Genomic DNA, 19,348 nt, shown 5'->3' with positions numbered 1-19,348 from the left:
TCATATTATTTTAAAGCCACCCTGAAACCCCCGAGGCAGAGCCTGCCCCCAACCTAGGCAAGAGGGCTTGAACTGACCAACAAGCGCGAAAATGAGGAAGAGGAATTTCGACAAAATCGAGTAGGAGGCGGCTTCACAGCCGCCGTCCTCTCACACCACCGTGCGTACGGTTCCGTACACGGCGGTTCAGGTTATGCGGCTAAGCCGGTTAATTGTATCCAGTATCGAGACCAGTCCGAGTCTATCCCATAGCTTCTTCGGTAGCGCCTGATTCACATGAGATGCCCCGGAATTCCACCACGGGCCTCGACCATTGGAAGCCGATTTACAGGCACGCTCCGCACTCAAGCCCAGGCGCATCAGGTTACGCGCCCTCGTTGAGGGCCGTTTCCACTGCCGCCAGATGACGCAGCGAAGTTTGTGCCTGACCCAGCCGTCCAATTTCTCAAGTGGGCGTTTGCTCTGGCTGAGCTTGAAATAGCCAGCCCAGCCTCGCAGGACAGGATTGATTCGCTCGATGACGGTCGCCACTTTGCGAGCCCTTACACTGCGCAGCAGTATTCTGAGTCGGTCGCGTAAGCGCCCCAGGCTCATTGTTGCCACGCGCAGCCTTGGTTGCTGGTGCCTGCTCATCCCGTAACCCAAGTAGTCACACTTCCAGGCCCCTGCCACTTGGCTCTTCTTCCGGTTCACCGTCAGTTTCAAACGTTGGCACAGGAAGCGCTCGACGCTGGCCAGCACCCGCTCACCAGACCGAGGAGTGCGCACATAAATGTTCGCATCATCGGCGTAGCGCACGAAGCGATGGCCCCGCCGCTCCAGTTCGCAGTCGAGTTCATCGAGCAAAATATTCGACAGCAACGGCGACAGCGGGCCGCCTTGCGGCGTCCCCTCCTGCCGTTGGCTGACGATTCCGTCTGACATGATCCCGGCTTCGAGGTAACGGCGGATAAGCCTGAGCACTCGCTTGTCTTCAACCCGATGCTGCAAGCGAGCCATCAAGATGTCGTGATTGACTCGATCAAAGAACTTTTCAAGATCAAGCTCCACACACCAGCGATGACCCGCCGCCACATGGGAGCGGGCCATTTCAACGGCTTGGTGAGCGCTTCTGCCCGGACGGAAGCCGTAGCTGAAGTCCGAAAATAGAGGGTCGAAGATGAGCGTGAGCTGCTGCAGCAGTGCTTGCTGAATTAGACGATCCACGACGCTAGGGATTCCCAGTTGCCGTGTGCCGCCCTGCGGCTTGGGAATTTCAACCGCCCGCACTGCCTGGGGATGGTATTCACCGGCCAGCAACCTGGCCTTGAGAGTTGGCCAATACTGTTTCACGTAGCCCGCCAAGTCAGCGACCGTCATGCCATCGGCACCCGGCGCTCCCTTGTTGCTGACCACGCGTTGATACGCACGCCTGAGGTTGGCCGGCGCAAGCACCCGCTCCATCAGCGTGTCCGGCTCCGCGTTCGTCCACGTTACTGACGCCGTCGATACCTTTGCACTGTCATGCATCACCCTCGGCTTCTGGCCGGGACTCAGGGTGACAGTTTCCGTTGTGGGAAATTTCTGCATTACGGTTACCAACGAGACAGTGACGCCTACTGGCGGCATAACCTGTTCGGCCCTTGGTGACGCGGTTAATCGCCACTTACTACGGCCTCGGCTGACTTCTGCACGCTCATCCCGTCGCCTCTCGACGCTCGGTAGCACAATGGCAAACGGGCAGATCTCCCAGGGTAATTCGCGTGACTTTCCTGCTTATGCCTGTCGGATTTACGTCACAGCGCTCCGTGCAAGTATTGGGCTTTGGCGATATGGGCCGACTTACCCCGCTGTGTCGCCTCTATCCGCTTCCTGTTCGTCAGGCCAGCATTTTGCCTCGGGCTTCCTTCAGATTCGCAGTCACCCACGACACCCTTGCCTCTGGCTAACACTTCCCCTTGCCGGGTGTGTAGAGGACTTTCACCTCCAAGTCACCCACTCGGCCACCACAGCCAAGCGGGTTGCGCTGACGCGCAACGCGCCATGCCTGGCGCACCCACAAAAAACCCCCGACTGACGGGGGCTTAGGGTGTACAGAATGGAGAAAGAAGGTATCAGCGGCGGGTGCGCGAGGTAGACCCCATGATCAATGCGCCAAGCAGCTTTTTCACGCGTACCGGGAATAGTCGGCGCCCCGCCGCCTCCGGCACCAGGATTTCGCTCAACACATAGCGAATGATCATTTCGCAGATCAGTTCCCGATCCAGGCGTACGCCCAGGCGGTCGTCCCAGTCATCGAAGACAATGCCCAGGCCATCCTGAAAGCGAACGATCGAGTCGTGAAAAATCCGCCGAAAGAACCCCAGCGCATAGTCTGGCGCGACCACCAGCAGGCGCCGCGCACGGCTTTGCTCAAGGTAGTTGTCGAGGTAGGCGAACAGTGCGTTCAGCCGCGCTTCCGGGTCACTGATGTGGCCCAGCTCCTGCGACAACGAGGTGTGGAAGCTTTCACGCTTGTGCCGTGAGAAGGTGTCCAGCAGGTCTTCCTGGGAAGAGAAATAGCGGTAAAAGGTACCGCGCGATACACCCGCGACCTGGCACACATCGAGGATGGAAATGCGATCGGCGCCCGACATCAGCACCACTTCTTCGGTCGCCTTGAGGATGTTGGCGATGGTTTCTTCCGAACGGCGGTTGGGCTTGACTTTATTGCCTGCCACCGTCGGGCCATTGCGCCGTTCAACGGTGTTGACGGCTTTGGCGCCGCTCGCAGGGGCGTCAGGTGCGGCTTTTTTCCTGGTTTTGGCAGCGGCCTTAGGCGCTTCTGCCAGCTGAGTAGCATTTTTTGGCATGGACTTGCAGGCTCGTGGAGAGTAATGATGAGGCAACGTTAGCACAGAATCTGCGCACAAATAATCGTATATGTTCAACTTTATGCTAAAGACAATTTGATATTTTGCATTTAGAATCAGATTCTCTATTTAAAACAAAAACCAGGCAGACCAGCAGTTTCGGGGCCTAAACGGAGAAAACTCATGGGTAGCAGTGGGAATCCAGACACTTGGGCGGTAGGAGAACGAGACACGGTCATTGATGCGCTAGAACGTGCGGTGGCACGGCATCCGGACCGAATCCTGCTGGATTTCAGTGGAGAGTTATACACATACGGTGAAGTTGATTCACTTTCGACAAAAATGGCCAACGCCCTGGCGTCGCTCGGTATCAAGCCGGGTGAAACTGTACTGACCATGCTCGACAACAATATCGATGCGGTCATCACCTGGCTGGCCATCAACAAGCTGCGCGCAGTAAGCGTGCCGATCAACACGGCACTCAAGGGCGAGTTTCTGCGCCACCAGATTGCCGACACTGGCACCTCGCTGGTGATCTGCGAAGCTACCTACCTGCAGCGCATCACACCGCTGGCAGAACAGCTGCATGACGTGCACCACATTCTGCACCGCGGCAACCTCGACAGCGTGCCCGAGTGCGCGATTCGCATTACCGCGCTGGACAGCTATCGCGGCCAGGACGCCACCCCGCAGGCCACTAAACCGCAACCTTCCGACCTCGCCTGCCTGATCTACACTTCGGGCACCACCGGCCCGTCCAAAGGCTGCATGATCAGCTACAACTTCATGTGTAACCTAGCCCGCTTGCAATTGCGTGCAGGACCTGCCAGTGCCGATGACGTCACCATTACACCGCTGCCGCTGTTCCACATGAATGCCCTGTGCGTGTCGATCATCGCCAGCATTCTGGTGGGTGCACGTGCCGCCATCCTGCCGCGCTTTTCGGTGTCCGGCTTCTGGCCGGAAGTGGAACGCTCGGGCGCCACTATCGCCTCGATTCTCGGCGGCATGGGCGGGCTCCTCGCACAGGCGCCAGACAACGAGGCCATGTTGCGCTGCGTCGGGCAGATACACACCGCTCGCGGCAACCCCTATACCGAAGAAACCAAGAAGATCTGGCGCGAACGCTTCGGCACGCCGCTGGTGGGTGGCAACGGCTATGGCCTGACCGAAGCCTGCGTGATCACCTCGCTGGCAGCCGGCGAATATGCAGCGCCCGGCTCCTCGGGCAAACGCATTGCCGACTTCGATGTACGCATTGTCGACGACCTTGACCAGGAAGTCCCCCCTGATACCGCCGGTGAAATCGTGGTACGCCCACTGCGCCCGGACATCATGTTCCAGGGCTACTGGCGCCGGCCGGAAGACACCCAGAAGCTGATGCGCAACATGTGGTTCCATACTGGCGACATCGGCAAGTTCGATCATGACGGCTTCTTCTACTTTGTCGACCGCAAAAAGGACTATCTGCGACGCCGTGGAGAAAACATCTCCAGTTTCGAGATGGAGGCGGCCTTCGGCGTGCATCCTGCCCTGGCCGAAGTGGCGGTACATGCGGTGCCGTCCGACAAAGGCGAAGATGACGTGAAGGTCACTGCAGTTTTGCATGAAGGCGCCACGCTGCACCCCGAAGACCTGTTCCACTGGGCCGTGGAGACGGTGCCCTACTACGCCCTACCGCGCTACATCGAGTTTCGCCCCAGCTTGCCGAAGAACCCACAGGGCCGTGTTTTGAAATACCTGCTGCGCGACGAAGGCAAAACCTCTACTACCTGGGACCTCGAGACTACCTCGATCAGCGTTGCCAAGAAGTAGCCGCTTCACCCAGCACGCGAAAAGCGCGGCACTAGCCGCGCTTTTTTTTTGGTTTCAGTATTCGCGCACGGGGATGCCTTTGGGCCGAGAGTTGTAGCCAGGCAGGTGCAGACCGCCGTCGACGTGAATGGTTTCGCCGGTAATGAAGCGCGACATCTCGCTGGCCAGGAACACCACCACCGGACCGATATCGGCCTCAGGCTCGCCACAACGCCCCAGCGGGCGCATGGAAGCAGACATTTCAGCGAACCCCGGGTTCTCTGCCGCCAGCTTGTGGAAAGTGGCGCCCATCGCGGTGGGCGCGATGGCGTTGGTGCGAATGTTGAAGCGCCCCCATTCAGAGGCCGCGCTGCGGGTCAGCCCCACGATGGCCGATTTTGCTGTGTTGTAGTCGCCATGCAGCCAGGCACCGATCTCGATATCGATCGAGTAGAAGTTGATGATCTTGCCGCCCCCGCGCGCCTTCATGTGCGGGAGCGCCGCCTTCATCGCCCACCAGGCTGCCCACACGGTCGAACCCAGTGTCTGCGCGAGCATCGCATCGGTCTTGTCTTCCAGCAACACGTTGGGCGTGGGCGCAAACGCGTTGTTGACCAGTATGTCCAGGCCACCGAACTCGTCTACGGCCAGTTGCACCGCGGCTTCGATATCGGCCTTGCTGCAGACGTCCGTGCGAATGAAAACCGCCCTGGCGCCAAGCGCCTTGAGATCCGCTACCACCGCTTCCCCGCTGGCTTCATCCAGTTCTGCGACCACCACCGCAGCTCCCTCTCTGGCGAAGTTCAGCGCGATGCCTCGGCCGATTCCGCCCCCTGCGCCGGTAATCAGCGCGACCTGTTCGTTCAGCAGGGCCATAACCGCTCCTTTTCTTGTTTTTAGTGAACATTATAGTATTTAGTGTTCAAATATAGCCGATTTCAGCGACCCCTTACACCCTTTGCAAAAGGACACCAGGATGACTGTATTTCGACGCCGCGTAGACATCATTGCCCACGCAGACCACGTTCGTGCGGCCCTGGAAGATGATTTTCACCACTTTCGCGTATGGGCCAGCCACACAGCCGGCCATGTCACGGCCATCGGTGGCGAAGCGCTGCGCTACCCCTATTCGCTGTGCCCGCAGGCTGGCGACCAACTGCAGGCACTGGTAGGCATGCCACTGGCGCGCATTGCGCATTCGGTCACCCGGCACACTGACGCCAGCCATCAATGCACCCACCTGCTCGACCTGGCCGGCCTGGCTATTGCGCGCGCCGCCCGCGGCGCCGGCGAGCGGCGCTACGAGATCCAGGTCGGCGCACGTATCGACGGGCATACCCGCGCCAGTCTGAGCTGCAACAGCGGGCAGGTCCTGAGCTGGGAAGTGAACGGTACGATGATCGAAGGGCCGCCACCCTTTGCAGGGGTCAACCTTCGCGAAGGGATGGCGCGCTGGGCGCTGGGCACCCTCAGCGAAGACACCGCCGAAGCGTCGCTGCTTCTGCGCCGTTGCACGCTTATATCGATGGGGCGCGCCTACAACCTCGACGAACAAGCCCACGCCGTCAGCAGCGGTCGCTGCTACAGCCAGCAACCGGCCCGCGCCGAACAGGCACTGCGTATGCAGGGCTCGACCTTGGATTTCAGCAACAACCCACAGGCATTGTGCGCCCAGGACCAGGCGTGGCTGCGTGCCATGCCCGGTGACCACGCGGCGTGACACGCCGCGTGGCCTTTACACGACGCTTTAGAGGAAGATGGCCAGGTTGGGGGTGCCCAGCACCGCCTGGTCCAGAATCACCTCGCGCCGCGCCAGCTTGAACCCGGCCGCCCCCAGGCGCAGCACATCGCGCCGCTCACCGCTGATGATGTCGACGTGGTGGTCTTTGAAACGGCTGCGCGTGAGCAACAGGTAACTGGTGACCACGAACTCGTCAGGCTTCTGCGTTTCCTCCACGAACACGTTGGTCACCAGCCGGCGGGTACGCGAAGGCGGGTCTTCTGCCCAGGCGCTCTTGCCGGACAAGCGCAGGATGCGCCCCATCATCGAGCGGTAGTCGTCGTGGTAGTGCTGCACGCTGCGCACGATGGTGGTCTTAAGTTCCGAGGCCAGGCGCGTTTGGCGCAGCGGCACGGTGTAAACCAGGTCGGTGTCCAGGCGCTCGGCCCATTCCTGAAGGCGAATCTGGTCGAGCAAGGTGGCCTCCTCGAAAAGGAAGGTCACCACGTCGTTGTAGACCGCCGACCCCACCGGCACTCGCCGTGTGCCGACCGGGGAGCCAGGCTGGATCTCCTCCACGCCGCGTTGCTGAACCTGCGTCATGAGCAATTCCTCATTGTTGTTCTTCTACTTGAAGGGTGACGAGTTGACGCGACAGCGCAGGAAGGGCCGCTTCGAAAAGCGAGCCTCCCCCATGCTCATGCCTCATCCGCGGCGGTCATCAGCTCGTGCCAGTACAGCCACCAGTGCCACTGCGTGTCGTCCTTGGTAAAGCCTTCGTTGACGATGCCCGGGCCGGGCCAGCCTTCAGGCGCACCCGTCTCGTAGCAGGCCTGATACTTGAGGGTGCTCTTACGCCCCATCGCGCCCTTGGCGGCCAACGTCATGTGCGGCCAGGTATCGGAGTCATCCTGCTCGACCATGCCGGAGGTGCCGAATAGTTGAATGGTCTGCTTGAGCATCTTGTCTCGCAGCTCTGGTGGCGCGCCCTTCTCGGCGAACACCCAGTTGACGAACTCCAACTTGTCAGGGCCTTGCGGCACATAGGCGTGCAGGGTCATGGAACCGACGACGCTGCCGTCGGGCTGTGGAATGTAGACAAACCCAAAAAGAATATTCGGGAACATTCCACCCACTTGTGGAGGCATGCTGGTGAGCACCTGCAACTGCTCGTCGCTCAGGTTGCGTGCCAGCTGCTCGACCATCCCGGCGGTCATACCGGCAGGTGGCAGTGCTTCAAGCTTCTGCTGCACGCTCAGCTCGGCCGGGTCCAGGCCGGTAAGGCGCTTGATCTTGCGGGCTAGGTCGATGCAACGCAGGGCATGGCCATGCGGCGAGCTGATCTCGACACCGATCATTTCCGGGCTCAGGTCGGCGGTTTCACCCTCGCCCTTCTTCGCATAGTTGCCCACCTCGCCCAGCCAGCGGTGCAGGGTCAGGGTGTGGAAGCCGTCCGCGGCGGACTGCTCGCCAGCGGTTTTCCAGTTGGCGTTGACGATGAAGCGCTGAGGCGGACCGAGCACTTCCATGCCCTTGTCGGAACGACAGAACAGCATGTCGTAGTACCACTTAGCGTCGCCCAGAAACTCCTCGAAGGACGGCCCCTCGGTGTTCCAGGTGGCAAACACCAGGCCGCCATACAACGTGACCCGCGCCTTTTTCAGCCCCAGCTCCTCTTTAGGCATCATCTTGCCGTGCATGCACTCGCGCTCCACCGGCGAACCGATGAAATCCCCGTTCGGACGGAATGCCCAACCATGGTAGATGCATTTATGGATCTGGGTGTTGCCGCAATCGGCGGTGGTGATGCGCATGCCGCGGTGCGGGCACACGTTTAAGGTGACGAACACCTCGCCTTGTTTGCCACGGGCGACGATCACCGAGTCAGAACCCAGGTCGCGAACCATGAAGTCCCCGGCGTTAGGGATCTCCGTTTCATGGCCCAGCAGTACCCAGATCTTGCCGAAGATCTTTTCCATCTCCAGCTCGTAGATTTCACGGTCGGACAGCACGCGCATCTGCACTTCGCGAGTGTTGGGATAAATGAGGTCCGAGACCTTGGTTCCATCAGACAATACGGGGCTTGTTCTTGTTAGCATGATTGCCTCCTGCTCAGGGTGTCACGGCGGGCCCGCAACGAAATATAAGACACTTTATTAATTTTTGTATACTTAATTCACGTTCAAAAAAGTAGACCCTTGGCGGTTCAGTGTCAGGCCTCAGTAGCCGCCTTGCGGCCAACCTGGGTGCGCAGCATGCCGATACCGTCGATTTCCAGCTCGACCACATCGCCAGGCTTGAGGTAACGCAACTGCTCCAGGCCACAGCCGTTACCCACCGTGCCCGAGCCCAGGAACTCGCCGGGGTATAGAGTCTCGGAGCGCGACACATGGGCGATCACGTCTTCAAATCGCCAGCGCATGTCCCGGGTGTTGCCACGCCCCCACTCCTCGCCGTTGACCCGCGCCACCATGTTAAGGTCGTAGGGGTCTCCCAGTTCATCCACAGTCACCAGGCATGGGCCCATGATGTTGGCAGTGTCGAAGTCCTTGCTCTTGGCTGGGCCGAGCATGCCGGGCATTTCCAGAGCCTGGGCATCGCGGGCGCTCATGTCGTTGAAAATGGTGTAACCGACGATGTGCGCGCCAGCGGCCTCACGACTGATGTCCTTGCCCCGCTTGCCAATGTAACAGCCGAACTCCAGCTCAAAATCCATCGCGCAGCTGAAGCTGGGCCACTGGAACTCGTCGTCGATGCCCACCACGGCAAAGCGGTTACCCTTGTAGTAGATGGGCTGCTTGTTAAAGGTCTCAATCACTCGGTCGTCGGCACGCGTATTCATGGCCTTGAAGGTCGCTTCGGGATCGTCGGTACGCAGCGCTCGGGCACGCCGGGCGGCGGCAAAACTCTGGCGTAGGTGCAGTTCGAAACAGGAGCAATCGCGCATTTGCGGTGGTGGCTGGATCGGTGCTCGCAACTTGACCGCAGAGCGCTCCAGCACAGCCGCCGAGGGCGCCTTGGCTACCAGGGCGCGGGCCAGCTCCAGCGCCGCATCACCGCCTTCTACCAACGCAAGGATGCTACCCAGAGCGGCGCTGTCGCCCCCTTGCATCACCCGATAGGCCGTTTGCAGATCGAGCACCTGGCGGTCCTGGTCGAGCAGTGCACCGGCACGGTCAACGCCATTGGCGTCCGTATAAGTGACCAGCCTCATACCCGACCGCTCACAGGCAATAACGCGCCGGTCACGACGGCCGCTTCATCGGACAATAGGAACGCGACCACCCCCGACAATGCCTGCGGGGTCACCCAGCGGCTGCTGTCGGCGTCAGGCATGTCAGCGCGGTTGGCTGGGGTGTCGATGATGCTGGGCAATACCGCGTTCACCGTCACGCCACGGTCTTTCAGCTCCTCGGCCAGGGCTTCGGTCAGCCGGGCCACCCCCGCCTTGGAAGCAGCATAGGCGCCCATGCCGGCAGCGGCCTTGACCGATGCCAGCGCGCCGACATTGACGATTCGCCCGGCGCCGGACTGCAGCAGGTAAGCCAGCGCCGACTGGGCGCTTACCACGGCGGTGCGCACGTTCATCTGGTACAGACGGTCCCAGGTGTTCAGGCTGCCACCCTCGAGGGTTTCCCAGGCAAACCCGCCGGCGACATTGACCAGGCCATCGACGCCGCCCCAGTGCGCTGCCACCTGTTCGAAGGCGGCAGCGGCCGACTCGGTCGAGGTCAGATCGACGCCGCCCAGCCGCAGCAGGTTGTGCGTATCGAGCAGGTCGGCAGGTGCCTCGCTGCGGTCCAGCAGGGCCACTCGCGCGCCCTGCGCCAGCAAGTACTTGCCCAGCGCGCTGCCCAAGACACCGAAACCGCCCGTGACGACTACCCTTTTGTCCAGTAATGACTGGGACATAGCCAAATCCTCTTGTTGTTTTACCGCGCGAACGGTCGATTCGTGCTTTCGCCCGAGCCAATATATGACACTTTTCCAAAATATGTGCAAATGATACTGTGTGACTTCATGTCAAACATTCACCACGGACTGCTGATGCCTAGAAAACTCCCTGCACTGAACGCCGACAACCGCGCCTTCTGGCAAGGCGGTGAAACGGGCCAGTTACTGATCCACCGCTGCGCCGCGTGCAGCCGCTACTTTCACCCGCCTGCTCCGCTCTGCCCGCAGTGCGCCAGCTTTGAGGTGGGCCCCGAAGTGGTGTCTGGCCGGGGCAAGGTGCTCAGCTTCACCATCAACTATCAGGGTTGGACGCCCGACCTAGAGGTGCCCTACGTGGTGGCGGTCATCGAACTCGCCGAACAGGCCGGCTTGCAGTTCATCAGCAACGTAGTGGGCATGCCGGTCACGGATGTGCACATCGACATGCCGGTTCGGGTCAGTTTCCTCAATGTCGAGGACGTGTGGCTGCCCCTGTTCGAGAGGGCTCAATGATGTTCGATCACCGTTACGAAAAAGACGTGGCCATCACCGGCATCGGCCAGTCGGAAGTCGGCCGGCCGTCGGACAAATCAGCCATGCGTCTGACCCTCGATGCGTGCCTGCAAGCGATTGCCGACGCAGGGCTGCAACGCAGCGATATCGACGGGGTGGCCTGCTGGCCCGGCGACAACAACAATGGCGACCCGTTTTCCCCGGTGGGGCCCAGCGCACTGAAGAGTGCACTGGGGCTCAACGTCAACTGGTTTGGCGCAGGCTACGAAGGACCGGGTCCCCTGGCTGGGGTGATCAACGGGGCGATGGCGATCGCCGCCGGGTTATGCAAGCATGTGCTGGTGTTCCGCACCATCACCGAAGCCTCGGCACGCGCAGTCAACCGCCAGGCCGGCGCCTTGACCGCCAAAACCCAGGGCCGCGACAACAGCTACGCCTGGCAATGGTTCACCCCATTCAATGTGCATTCGGGAATCAACCTGATGGCCCTGTATGCCCAGCGCCATTTTCACGAGTACGGCACCCGCCCCGAGCAACTGGCACAGATCGCCCTCACCTGCCGACGCAATGCCATGCGCAACCCCAAGGCGGTGTACCGCACGCCCATGACGATGGACGACTACATGAACGCGCGGATGATCTCCTCGCCCCTGCGCCTGTTCGACTGCGATGTGCACTGCGATGCCTCTACCGCGATCATCCTGTCGCATCGCGATGTCGCCCAGGATCTGCCGAACAGGCCGATCCGCATCGAGGCGATGGGCGCCGCGCTGAACCAGCCCTGGTCGTGGGACCAGATTTCACTGACCCGGATGGCCGCCTTCGATGTCGGCCAGATGATGTGGGCGCGCACCGACTACACCCCGCAGGACGTCGGCTCAGCGCAGCTGTACGACGGCTTCTCAATCCTGACCCTGATCTGGCTGGAAGCCCTGGGTCTGTGCCCGGTGGGTGAAAGCGGGTCCTTTGTCGAAGGTGGAGGGCGTATCGCGCTGCAAGGCAGCTTGCCGATCAACACCAATGGCGGGCAGTTGTCAGGCGGGCGCACCCACGGGCTGGGCTACGTGCACGAGGCGTGCCTGCAACTGTGGGGGCGCGCCGAAGGCCGGCAAACCCGCGACCATGGCGTCAGTACGGTGGCCGCAGGCGGCGGCCCGCTGGGGGGCAGCTTACTGTTGGTACGCGAATAGCGACGGGGTTCAGTAGAGTACGCAGGCCACTTCGTTGCAGAACTCGATCAGCGCCTTGCCCATCTCGGCAAGGCCCTCTTCGTCGCGCTGGCCGCGGAACATCACCGCCGAAACGGTGAACTCGATGCTGTTGGAAGGAGAATAGATCGGCGCTGCCACGGCCAGGATACCGCCGGAAAAATGCCCATCGTCCATCGCCCAGCCGCGCTCGGCAGCCACTTTGACGTCCTCGCGGTAATTTTCCAGAGACAACGGCCGGGCCCAGCGGATCTTCTCGAAATTACTTTCCACCAGCGGGTCGTGCATGTCGAGCTGAGTGGCGAACAGTCGCCCGCTTGCGCCCATCAGGATCGGCAGTCGTTGGCCTTCGGCCATGTCGATGCGCACATCGGTGGGGCTGGCCGCGGAGCTGACGATCACGATCCGGTCCGGACTCATCTTGCGCCACAGCGTGATGGTCACCCGCAGCCGCGACGCAAGGTTCTGTAACAACGGCTTGGCCATCTGCACGCGATGACCCTGGGTCACCAGTTGCTCCACCAGGCGCGCCAGGCCGGAGCCCACTGAGTAGCGTTTGGACAGCGGGCTGAAATCGACCACATCCTCCTGCACCAGGGTACGCAGGATGTTGAAGCAGGTACTGGGGTTGATGGAAAGCTGCCGGGCGATATCCAAGGAGCGTTCAGGTTTGCCGACCTGGCTCAGATGACGCAGGATGCGTATGGCGTTGGATACCGGCTTGACGAGGGTTGCATTGGCCGATTTGGCGGTGTCGCTCATGTCTGAAGTGTCCATACTGCGTCCGGTAACTAGTTGTTACCAACATTCTAGCCTGAGAATTACTCGCCCCGTAAAGTTTTACATGGGAATTTACCGCGATCCGGAGCCTATGGGTTCAGCGGCGGCTGGTAGATCAGCCGGCGGGTTTGCAGGTCTTCGCGGCGAAACTGCTGCAAAAGCCCTTCCAGAGCCAGGTCGGCCTGGGTCACCCGCACCTGCTGGCGCAAGTAGTCGAGCCAGGACTCGACGATGAACCGTTCGCTGTAGCGTTGCGTCTCGGCCATGTCGCGGTAGAGCCGCCAGTTCTGCGCGCCATTGCGCCGCCGCGCCTTGCCTACCGCATACACCGCCAACAGAAAATCATCTCGCTGCGGCGCAGGCACCTCGTATATCACCTCCACCGAAACCGGCCCGTCGGCGTGCGCCACTGGGGCCTGCAATTGAAGGTTGTCGGTCAGCGGCGCCTGTGCAAAGTCGGCTTCTTGGCCCAGTTCCACACGGCCGTTACGCGTCAGTAGCACCCCGGCGAACAGGCACAGCGTCGACACCAGCAGGCTTGCCTGCAGCCCCGCATACTCGGCCAGCGCCCCCCAGGCGGCGCCACCGAAGGCCATCGCGCCCATCAGGGTCAATACGTACATCGACGCTACGCGGGCGCGCACCCAGTTGGCGGCATAAGTCTGCACCACCGAAGAGAGCGTGGCGTTGACCGCCATCCAGCCGAACCCGGCACACAGCATCATGACGCACACTAGGTAGCGGTTGCTCGACAACGCAGCGGCCAGCGCGGCGGCGGCAAAGGCGGCGGTACCGCAGGCAATCAGTTGACGCAGGCCGAGCCTGCGATGCAGGCGAGGTGAGTTCAGTGCAGCCAGTACCGCCCCCGCCCCCAGGAATGCCATCAGCAGGCCGTAGCCACCGGCGCCCATGCCCAGTTGCTGGCGCGCAACCAGGGGCATCAGCGCCCACAGAGCACTGGCGCTGGCAGTGAACACCAGCACCTGCTGCATTGCGCTGGACAGTACCGCCGAATGGCGAATGTAGCGCAGCCCGCTGCGCATACCGCCTATCAGGGTTTCCGGCGGAAGCCCGTGGACAGGCGGTGCCGGCGCCAGGCGCAACAGAAAGAACATCACGGCGGCCATGCACAGCGCGATCAGCACGAACACAGACGTGTTGTTCCAGTAGGCAATCAACGCCCCGGCCAAGGCCGGCCCCAGGGCACGGGTGGCGTTGACCGCAATGCCATTCAGGGCGACCGCTGCCGGTACCTGATCACGCGACAGCACGCTGATCATGGTCACCATCCACGCCGCCATACCCAGCGCGCTGCCGGTGCCCAGCACGAAGGTGAAAGCCAGCAGCCCCCAGGCTTCGAGGCGCTCGAACCCGGCCAACAGGCTGAGCATGATGGCCGCGAACACCATCAGGCACTGGGTGACGATCAGCCAGCGACGTCGGTCGACCAGGTCGGCGAGCACCCCGCCCGGCAGTGCGAATAGAAAGACCGGCAGTGTCACCGCGCTTTGCACCAGCGACACCATGATTGGTGAGGCGGTGAGCGTGGTCATGATCCACGCTGCGCCGACCGTCTGCATCCAGATCGCCAGATTCACCACCGCACCGGCCAGCCACAAGCCCCGAAAGGCCCGGTTGCGAAATGGCGCCCACGCCGAACCCTCGCTCATCATTGCTCCTTAGAACGTCTAGCCCATCAGGGTTTAGTGATCCAGCGGCAGCCCCAGGCGCCCCACCGCGCGGGCCGGGCCGAGCGGGCACGGCGCAGCAATGGTATTGCGCAGCTGGCCGATGCCGGAGATTTGCGCCACCACCTGGTCACCCGGTTGCAGGAAGCGCCCGCTTTCCAGGCCCACCCCGTGCGTGGAGCCAGTGAACACCAGGTCGCCGGGGCGCAGCTTGATCCGTGCATCCAGGTAATTGAGCAGCTCGTCCAGGGGGAAGATCATGTGCTGGGTATTGTCGTGTTGGCGTACTTCGTCATTGACGCTCAGGCGCATCTCCAGCGCAGGCTGCTGCTCGCCGCCCAGCTCGTCAGCCGTCACGATCCACGGCCCTGCGGGCGTGGTGCAGTCCATGGCCTTCTGGGTCAGTAGGTCGAGCCGCCCGATCTGCTGGCCCGCATCGCGTGCACTGATGTCGTTACCCACAGTGAAACCCAGAAGGCAGGCGCTGGCGCGGGGTTCATCCTGCAGCGCTCGCCCCACTACCGCCACCAGCTCCACCTCGTAATCCAGTTGCCTGGTCAGCGGCGAATACCTGATCGGGTCATTGGCCCCGACCAAGGCCGACTCGGGCTTGAGGTAGGCCAGTGGGTGTGCCGGGGCCTGACTGCCCAGGCGTTCGAGGTGGCTCAGGTAGTTCAGGCCCATGCCGAACACGCGGCTGCCCGGTTCCAATGGCGGCAGCAAACGTGCCCGGGCCAACGGCAGGCGTTCGCCAGCCAGGTCCAGAGCGTCCAGGTGCAGCCCCGCGCCCAGCCGCGCCCAGCACGCGAACGGCGCCCGAACCCGCCTGCAGTGCTCGCTGCTGGCGTCTACCAATGCCCAGAACGCCTGCCCGCCCAGCTCGATCCGCGCCAGGCGCATGTCACTGCCGGGCCAGGTAGGTAGGCAGATACTCGGCGTCATGGACCTCTTCGGGAGTCTTGACACTCGGTCCCAGGATGGGCCCCACCATCTCGTGGCCCCACAGGCTCAGTTTTTCGGGGTTCAGCTCGTAGGGGTCGCCTTGCCACGGCTCGATTTCAGCAATGGTTTCGAAGGCAAAACCCGAGGGGTTGTAGTGATAGAAGGACAGGTGCGGGTCTTGCGCATGCTGGCCGAGCGTCATCATCATCGGCAGTTCGCGCTGGCGCACGATATCGTAGGTCTCGCCCACATCACGCACGTTGCGAACGAACAGCCCGACGTGCTGGACGCCCATTCGCCCGGGCCCATGGCCATAGGCGATGTCGTGGCTGGTGTGATGGTTGAGCCGGGAGCGGAAGAAGCCGGTACGCCCCTTGCCCGCTCCCGCGCCATACCAGCTGAAGCCCATGACATTGAGCAGGAAGTCTTCAAGTTCCGGGGTGTACTCCGGAGTGATCAGCACTACGTGCCCTGCACCGCGCTCGTCGGCCAGAAAGCCGCTGTGGGGGCGCCCTGGCTGAAATGAACGCGGCAGCCATTTCTGTCCGTAAAACAACTCATGTTGGTAGCCGACCGGGTCACGAAAACGCACCACCTCACGCACGCCGCGGGTCTCGCACAGCTGCGCGTCACCACGGGTGTAGGCCACGTTGGCGGCCTCGAGCTTCCTGATCCCATCCTCGAACGCCATGCGCCCGATGGCTTCCCAGCCGATATACGCGATGCGGTCCACCTTACCCGGATGGAATGCGAAGCGGTGACGGCGATCATCGATTCTGAAATACAGCGACGCCGGGTCGCCGGGCGGATTTTTGCCGATACCAAAGCCCATCACCTGCGGGCCATACTCGCGCCAGGCGTCAAGATCAGGGGTTTCGAAGCCCATATAACCGATACCAATGATGTCCAATTTGTTCACCTTGTTCTTGTTCGAGATGAAACGATGCCAACTATCGCTCGCGCTGTCGCAGCAGGGCTAGACCGCCAGCAGCCCGCCGTCTATGACAAAGTCCGAACCGGTAATGAAGGAGGCCTCTTCGGAAGCCACGAACACCGCCAGCGCCACCACCTCTTCAGGTTCGCCGGGGCGATCCATCAGCACACCGTCGAGCAGCATGGCGCGGGCCTTGGGGTTTTCCAGAAACGCTTGAGTGCCAGGCGTGGCGACGAAGCCAGGACTCAGGCTGATGGCACGAATACCGACGGCTGCTCCCTCCACGGCCAATTGCCGGGTAAACGACACTACCGCGCCTTTGGCTGCCGCGTGGGCACTGATACCGGCCACCTTCGAACCGCCCCACGCCGCAGTGGAAGAAACGTTGATAATCACTCCGCGCTGCTCGGCCAGGTATGCCCAGGCGTACTTGGTGGTATAGAACAGCAGGTCGATTTCATTACGCAGGGTGTACTGCCAGTCTTCGATCGACAGCTCACTCACCAGGCCGAAGCGCGCTGCTGAAGCGTTGTTGTAGAGAACATCAATGCGCCCGTGCTCGGCGACGGCCGCCTCGATCCACGCCCTGGCCTGCTCGTGATCGCCCAGGTCCACGGGGGCAGTGCCATACAAGGTAAACCCCTCGTCGCTCATCAGGGCACGGGTCTGTTCGTGGCCCTCGGCATTGAAGTCGCACCCGACCACGATCGCCCCTTCACGGGCAAAGCGCAGCGCTGCCGCACGGCCTTGGCCGCCTCCGGTGCCGGTAATCAGGGCCACCTTGTTGTGTAAACGTCCCATCAGCACCTCCTCAACTCGTTGGTAATGACACCCTCTCAAGTGAGTGTGTACTCAAGCGGGGCAGTCTTGGGCGTCGATGGGCTCCAGCCATACTGCTTCGGCCGGGCAAGCAGCAGCGCCCTCGCGGGCATCTTCTTCAAGTTCGGGGGGCACCCGAGCGTCATCGAAGTACACCAGGCCGTCGGCATCGAGCTTGTACACACTGGGGCAAATGGTGGCGCACAGGCCGTAACCACAGCAGCGGCTACGGTCGGCAACAGCTTTGAACTGCGCTTTTTCTGAACTCATTTTTTTCTCCTTATCAGGTTCAGCCTCAGCAAATTATGAACACTTATTTATTTTATGTGCAATTTATTTTTAGCGAGGATATGCTCGGCCTCAGTTGCAGCAGTGAACCACGGTTGCGCCCTGGCAAACGCTCTGCGGTCAGCGCGATGTTGAACATGGCGTGACCGAGGGTGATTCAACTGGGTGCGCAGCGCAGCACATTCGTTTGTCTGTGAGTCATACGGCTGTGCTGGACAAACCGGAAATCACGGTTTTCACACAAAAAATGCAGTGTTTGGCTCAACAAAACCTACAAGGAAGCCAACTCATGAACCCTTCGAAAAACCAGGCGGCCATCGACCTGCACGAGTTCCGGCACAGCTGGAGAATCCTGCTTCTGTCAGTTGCCGGCGTGGCCATCAGCATCAATGCCGCGCTTCTGTACGGTTTTGGCACGCTAGTGGTACCGCTGGGCGATGCCTTTGGCTGGGGCAAAAGCGAATTGCAGGCGTGCATCACCTTCCTGTTTGGCGGCGCGGTGGTGTCGCTGCAACTAGTGGGCTGGTTCAACCTGCGCTTTGGCATGAGGCGCGTCACCGTGGTGTCCCTGTTGCTGCTGTCGGTCGGCTACCTGGCCACCACCCAGGTCAGCTCTTCGATCTGGTCGATGTACCTGGCCTTTGCGCTGCTGCCGATCGTGGGCATGGGCGCACTGGCCGTGACCTGGACCCAACTGATCAGCCTTTGGTACGACCGAAATCGCGGCCTGGCGCTGGCCATTGGCCTGTCAGGTACCGGCGTCACCGCCGCCACCGTTCCCCGGCTGATGACGTGGGGCATAGAGCAGTGGGACTGGCGTGCGGCCTTCGTGATCCTTGCGCTGCTCAACCTGCTGGTGCTGCTGCCGCTGATCCTGCTGTGGTTCAAGCTGCCCAAGGCCGCCGATACCACCCGGCAGGACGCCCTGGAGCAATTGCCGGGCATGAGCTTTCGCGAAGGCATGGGCTCGCTGAAATTCTGGACCTGCAACCTGGCGCTGGGCCTGGTAATTTCGTCGATTGTCGGCATGGTCACCAGCACGGTGCCGATGCTCCAAGCCAAGGGGCTACCGGCGGCAGATGCGGCCACCATTTTCAGCGGCTTCGGTATTTCGCTGATCCTGGGGCGTATGGTCATCGGCTATCTGCTCGACCGCCTGTGGCCGCCGGTGGTCTCAGCGTGCAGCCTGCTGCTGCCCGCTGTCGGCTGCCTGGTATACCTGAGTGGCACCACCGAGTTCATGCCCCTGATGCTGGCAGCCGTGCTGGTCGGGTTCGGCGCCGGGGCAGAGTTTGATATCGCCGCGTTCCTGATTGCGCGCTACTTCGGCCTGCGTGAATACGGCCGGTTATTCGGTGTGCACCAGGGCCTCAATACCGTGGCATCGGCCTTGGCGCCGCTGCTGTTCGCCTTCCTACTCGCACGTACCGGCTCATACACCGCCATGCTGGTGTACAGCGCCGCATGTTGCGTGGTCGGCCCGCTGTTGCTACTGACCCTTGGACGAGTGCCGCGCTTCGACGCGCAGCCCTTGCCCAGCCACTCCTGAGCCCACAAGAAACGGAGCAGAACATGCCCACACTGACCTTTATCGAACATAACGGCACCCACCATCAGGTCAACGGCGAAGTCGGCCAGTCGGTCATGCAGGCCGCCACGTTCGCTAGCGTGCCGGGCCTGCCCGCCGATTGCGGCGGCGCCTGCAGCTGCGCCACATGCCACACCTACGTAGACGAAGCGTGGCTGCACAAGGTGCAGGCACCGGAAAGCATGGAGAGTGACATGCTCGAGTACGCCTTCGAGCGTCGTGACAACAGCCGCCTGAGCTGCCAACTGATTATCAGTGAAGACATGGAAGGCATGGTACTGCACCTGCCCTCTTCGCAATTCTGAATGCG

The 19,348-nt window shown here is 61.6% G+C and carries 19 protein-coding genes; 6 read left to right on the top strand and 13 right to left on the bottom strand.

Translation table 11 applies throughout. The annotated features are described in order from the left end of the window. Positions 1-186: 186 nt before the first annotated feature. Together ltrA and C4Q26_RS24455 are read right to left on the bottom strand one after the other, a co-directional pair. Complete coding sequence (gene ltrA / locus C4Q26_RS24465; RefSeq protein ID WP_104883780.1) at positions 187-1,608, bottom strand: group II intron reverse transcriptase/maturase; 1,422 nt, start codon at positions 1,606-1,608, stop codon at positions 187-189. A 485-nt stretch (positions 1,609-2,093) separates the two neighbouring features. After that, entirely contained in the window at positions 2,094-2,831 is a 738-nt protein-coding gene (locus C4Q26_RS24455) for a TetR/AcrR family transcriptional regulator (protein WP_104883778.1), read from the bottom strand. Positions 2,832-3,014: 183 nt separating this feature from the next. Between C4Q26_RS24455 and C4Q26_RS24450 the strand changes: the two genes are divergently transcribed. Further along, on the top strand, positions 3,015-4,646 hold the full coding sequence (locus C4Q26_RS24450; protein ID WP_104883777.1) for an ATP-dependent acyl-CoA ligase: 1,632 nt from the start codon (positions 3,015-3,017) through the stop codon (positions 4,644-4,646). 54 nt (positions 4,647-4,700) lie between these two features. On the opposite strand, the gene C4Q26_RS24445 is transcribed toward C4Q26_RS24450, so the two are convergent. Continuing rightward, positions 4,701-5,501 carry an SDR family NAD(P)-dependent oxidoreductase gene (locus tag C4Q26_RS24445; RefSeq protein ID WP_046785919.1) on the bottom strand — a complete coding sequence of 267 codons (801 nt, stop codon included), beginning with the start codon at positions 5,499-5,501 and terminating at the stop codon, positions 4,701-4,703. Positions 5,502-5,601: 100 nt separating this feature from the next. Between C4Q26_RS24445 and C4Q26_RS24440 the strand changes: the two genes are divergently transcribed. Next, entirely contained in the window at positions 5,602-6,345 is a 744-nt protein-coding gene (locus C4Q26_RS24440) for a DUF2889 domain-containing protein (RefSeq protein WP_104883776.1), read from the top strand. A gap of 27 nt (positions 6,346-6,372) precedes the next feature. Here C4Q26_RS24440 and C4Q26_RS24435 read toward each other — a convergent pair whose 3' ends face one another. The 4 genes from C4Q26_RS24435 to C4Q26_RS24420 form a co-directional block, all read right to left on the bottom strand. Continuing rightward, positions 6,373-6,948, bottom strand: a complete 576-nt coding sequence (locus tag C4Q26_RS24435; RefSeq protein ID WP_051095694.1) for an aromatic-ring-hydroxylating dioxygenase subunit beta — start codon at positions 6,946-6,948, stop codon at positions 6,373-6,375. A gap of 95 nt (positions 6,949-7,043) precedes the next feature. After that, a complete protein-coding gene (locus tag C4Q26_RS24430) occupies positions 7,044-8,444 on the bottom strand; it encodes an aromatic ring-hydroxylating dioxygenase subunit alpha (RefSeq protein ID WP_104883775.1) in 1,401 nt (466 codons plus the stop codon). Between the two features lie 113 nt (positions 8,445-8,557). Then, positions 8,558-9,559, bottom strand: a complete 1,002-nt coding sequence (locus C4Q26_RS24425) for a fumarylacetoacetate hydrolase family protein (protein ID WP_104883774.1) — start codon at positions 9,557-9,559, stop codon at positions 8,558-8,560. Continuing rightward, positions 9,556-10,257 carry an SDR family NAD(P)-dependent oxidoreductase gene (locus tag C4Q26_RS24420; protein WP_046785914.1) on the bottom strand — a complete coding sequence of 234 codons (702 nt, stop codon included), beginning with the start codon at positions 10,255-10,257 and terminating at the stop codon, positions 9,556-9,558. Before C4Q26_RS24420 ends, C4Q26_RS24425 begins: the two co-directional genes overlap by 4 nt. Before the next feature lie 135 nt (positions 10,258-10,392). Here C4Q26_RS24420 and C4Q26_RS24415 point away from each other — a divergent pair, with 135 nt between their 5' ends. Together C4Q26_RS24415 and C4Q26_RS24410 are read left to right on the top strand one after the other, a co-directional pair. Beyond that, a complete protein-coding gene (locus C4Q26_RS24415) occupies positions 10,393-10,791 on the top strand; it encodes a Zn-ribbon domain-containing OB-fold protein (protein WP_104884070.1) in 399 nt (132 codons plus the stop codon). Continuing rightward, the gene (locus tag C4Q26_RS24410) at positions 10,791-11,981 is read left to right on the top strand and encodes a thiolase family protein (protein ID WP_051095800.1); all 1,191 of its coding nucleotides are present in this window, start codon (positions 10,791-10,793) and stop codon (positions 11,979-11,981) included. Before C4Q26_RS24415 ends, C4Q26_RS24410 begins: the two co-directional genes overlap by 1 nt. A gap of 9 nt (positions 11,982-11,990) precedes the next feature. On the opposite strand, the gene C4Q26_RS24405 is transcribed toward C4Q26_RS24410, so the two are convergent. From C4Q26_RS24405 to C4Q26_RS24380, 6 genes are all read right to left on the bottom strand, one after another. Further along, entirely contained in the window at positions 11,991-12,761 is a 771-nt protein-coding gene (locus C4Q26_RS24405) for an IclR family transcriptional regulator C-terminal domain-containing protein (RefSeq protein ID WP_196996667.1), read from the bottom strand. Positions 12,762-12,868: 107 nt separating this feature from the next. Beyond that, the gene (locus C4Q26_RS24400) at positions 12,869-14,449 is read right to left on the bottom strand and encodes an MFS transporter (protein WP_046785912.1); all 1,581 of its coding nucleotides are present in this window, start codon (positions 14,447-14,449) and stop codon (positions 12,869-12,871) included. Between the two features lie 33 nt (positions 14,450-14,482). After that, positions 14,483-15,367, bottom strand: coding sequence for a fumarylacetoacetate hydrolase family protein (locus C4Q26_RS24395; RefSeq protein ID WP_104883773.1), 885 nt, complete (start codon positions 15,365-15,367; stop codon positions 14,483-14,485). A gap of 1 nt (position 15,368) precedes the next feature. After that, a complete protein-coding gene (locus tag C4Q26_RS24390) occupies positions 15,369-16,319 on the bottom strand; it encodes a VOC family protein (protein ID WP_046786388.1) in 951 nt (316 codons plus the stop codon). 66 nt (positions 16,320-16,385) lie between these two features. Further along, positions 16,386-17,144 carry an SDR family NAD(P)-dependent oxidoreductase gene (locus C4Q26_RS24385; RefSeq protein WP_046785910.1) on the bottom strand — a complete coding sequence of 253 codons (759 nt, stop codon included), beginning with the start codon at positions 17,142-17,144 and terminating at the stop codon, positions 16,386-16,388. Between the two features lie 51 nt (positions 17,145-17,195). Next, positions 17,196-17,432: a ferredoxin gene (locus C4Q26_RS24380; protein WP_046785909.1), complete on the bottom strand. Its 237-nt coding sequence runs from the start codon at positions 17,430-17,432 to the stop codon at positions 17,196-17,198. Between the two features lie 307 nt (positions 17,433-17,739). On the opposite strand from C4Q26_RS24380, the gene C4Q26_RS24375 reads away from it, so the two are divergent. Together C4Q26_RS24375 and C4Q26_RS24370 are read left to right on the top strand one after the other, a co-directional pair. Then, complete coding sequence (locus C4Q26_RS24375; RefSeq protein ID WP_104883772.1) at positions 17,740-18,999, top strand: MFS transporter; 1,260 nt, start codon at positions 17,740-17,742, stop codon at positions 18,997-18,999. A 23-nt stretch (positions 19,000-19,022) separates the two neighbouring features. Next, positions 19,023-19,343 carry a 2Fe-2S iron-sulfur cluster-binding protein gene (locus tag C4Q26_RS24370; protein WP_046785907.1) on the top strand — a complete coding sequence of 107 codons (321 nt, stop codon included), beginning with the start codon at positions 19,023-19,025 and terminating at the stop codon, positions 19,341-19,343. Positions 19,344-19,348 lie beyond the last annotated feature (5 nt).

This window comes from Pseudomonas sp. SWI44, from assembly GCF_002947915.1.
In the GTDB taxonomy this organism is placed as follows: Bacteria; Pseudomonadota; Gammaproteobacteria; order Pseudomonadales; family Pseudomonadaceae; genus Aquipseudomonas; species Aquipseudomonas taiwanensis.
The sequence above is the reverse complement of the archived record's forward strand: the minus strand, read 5'-3'. Positions and strand labels throughout refer to the sequence as shown.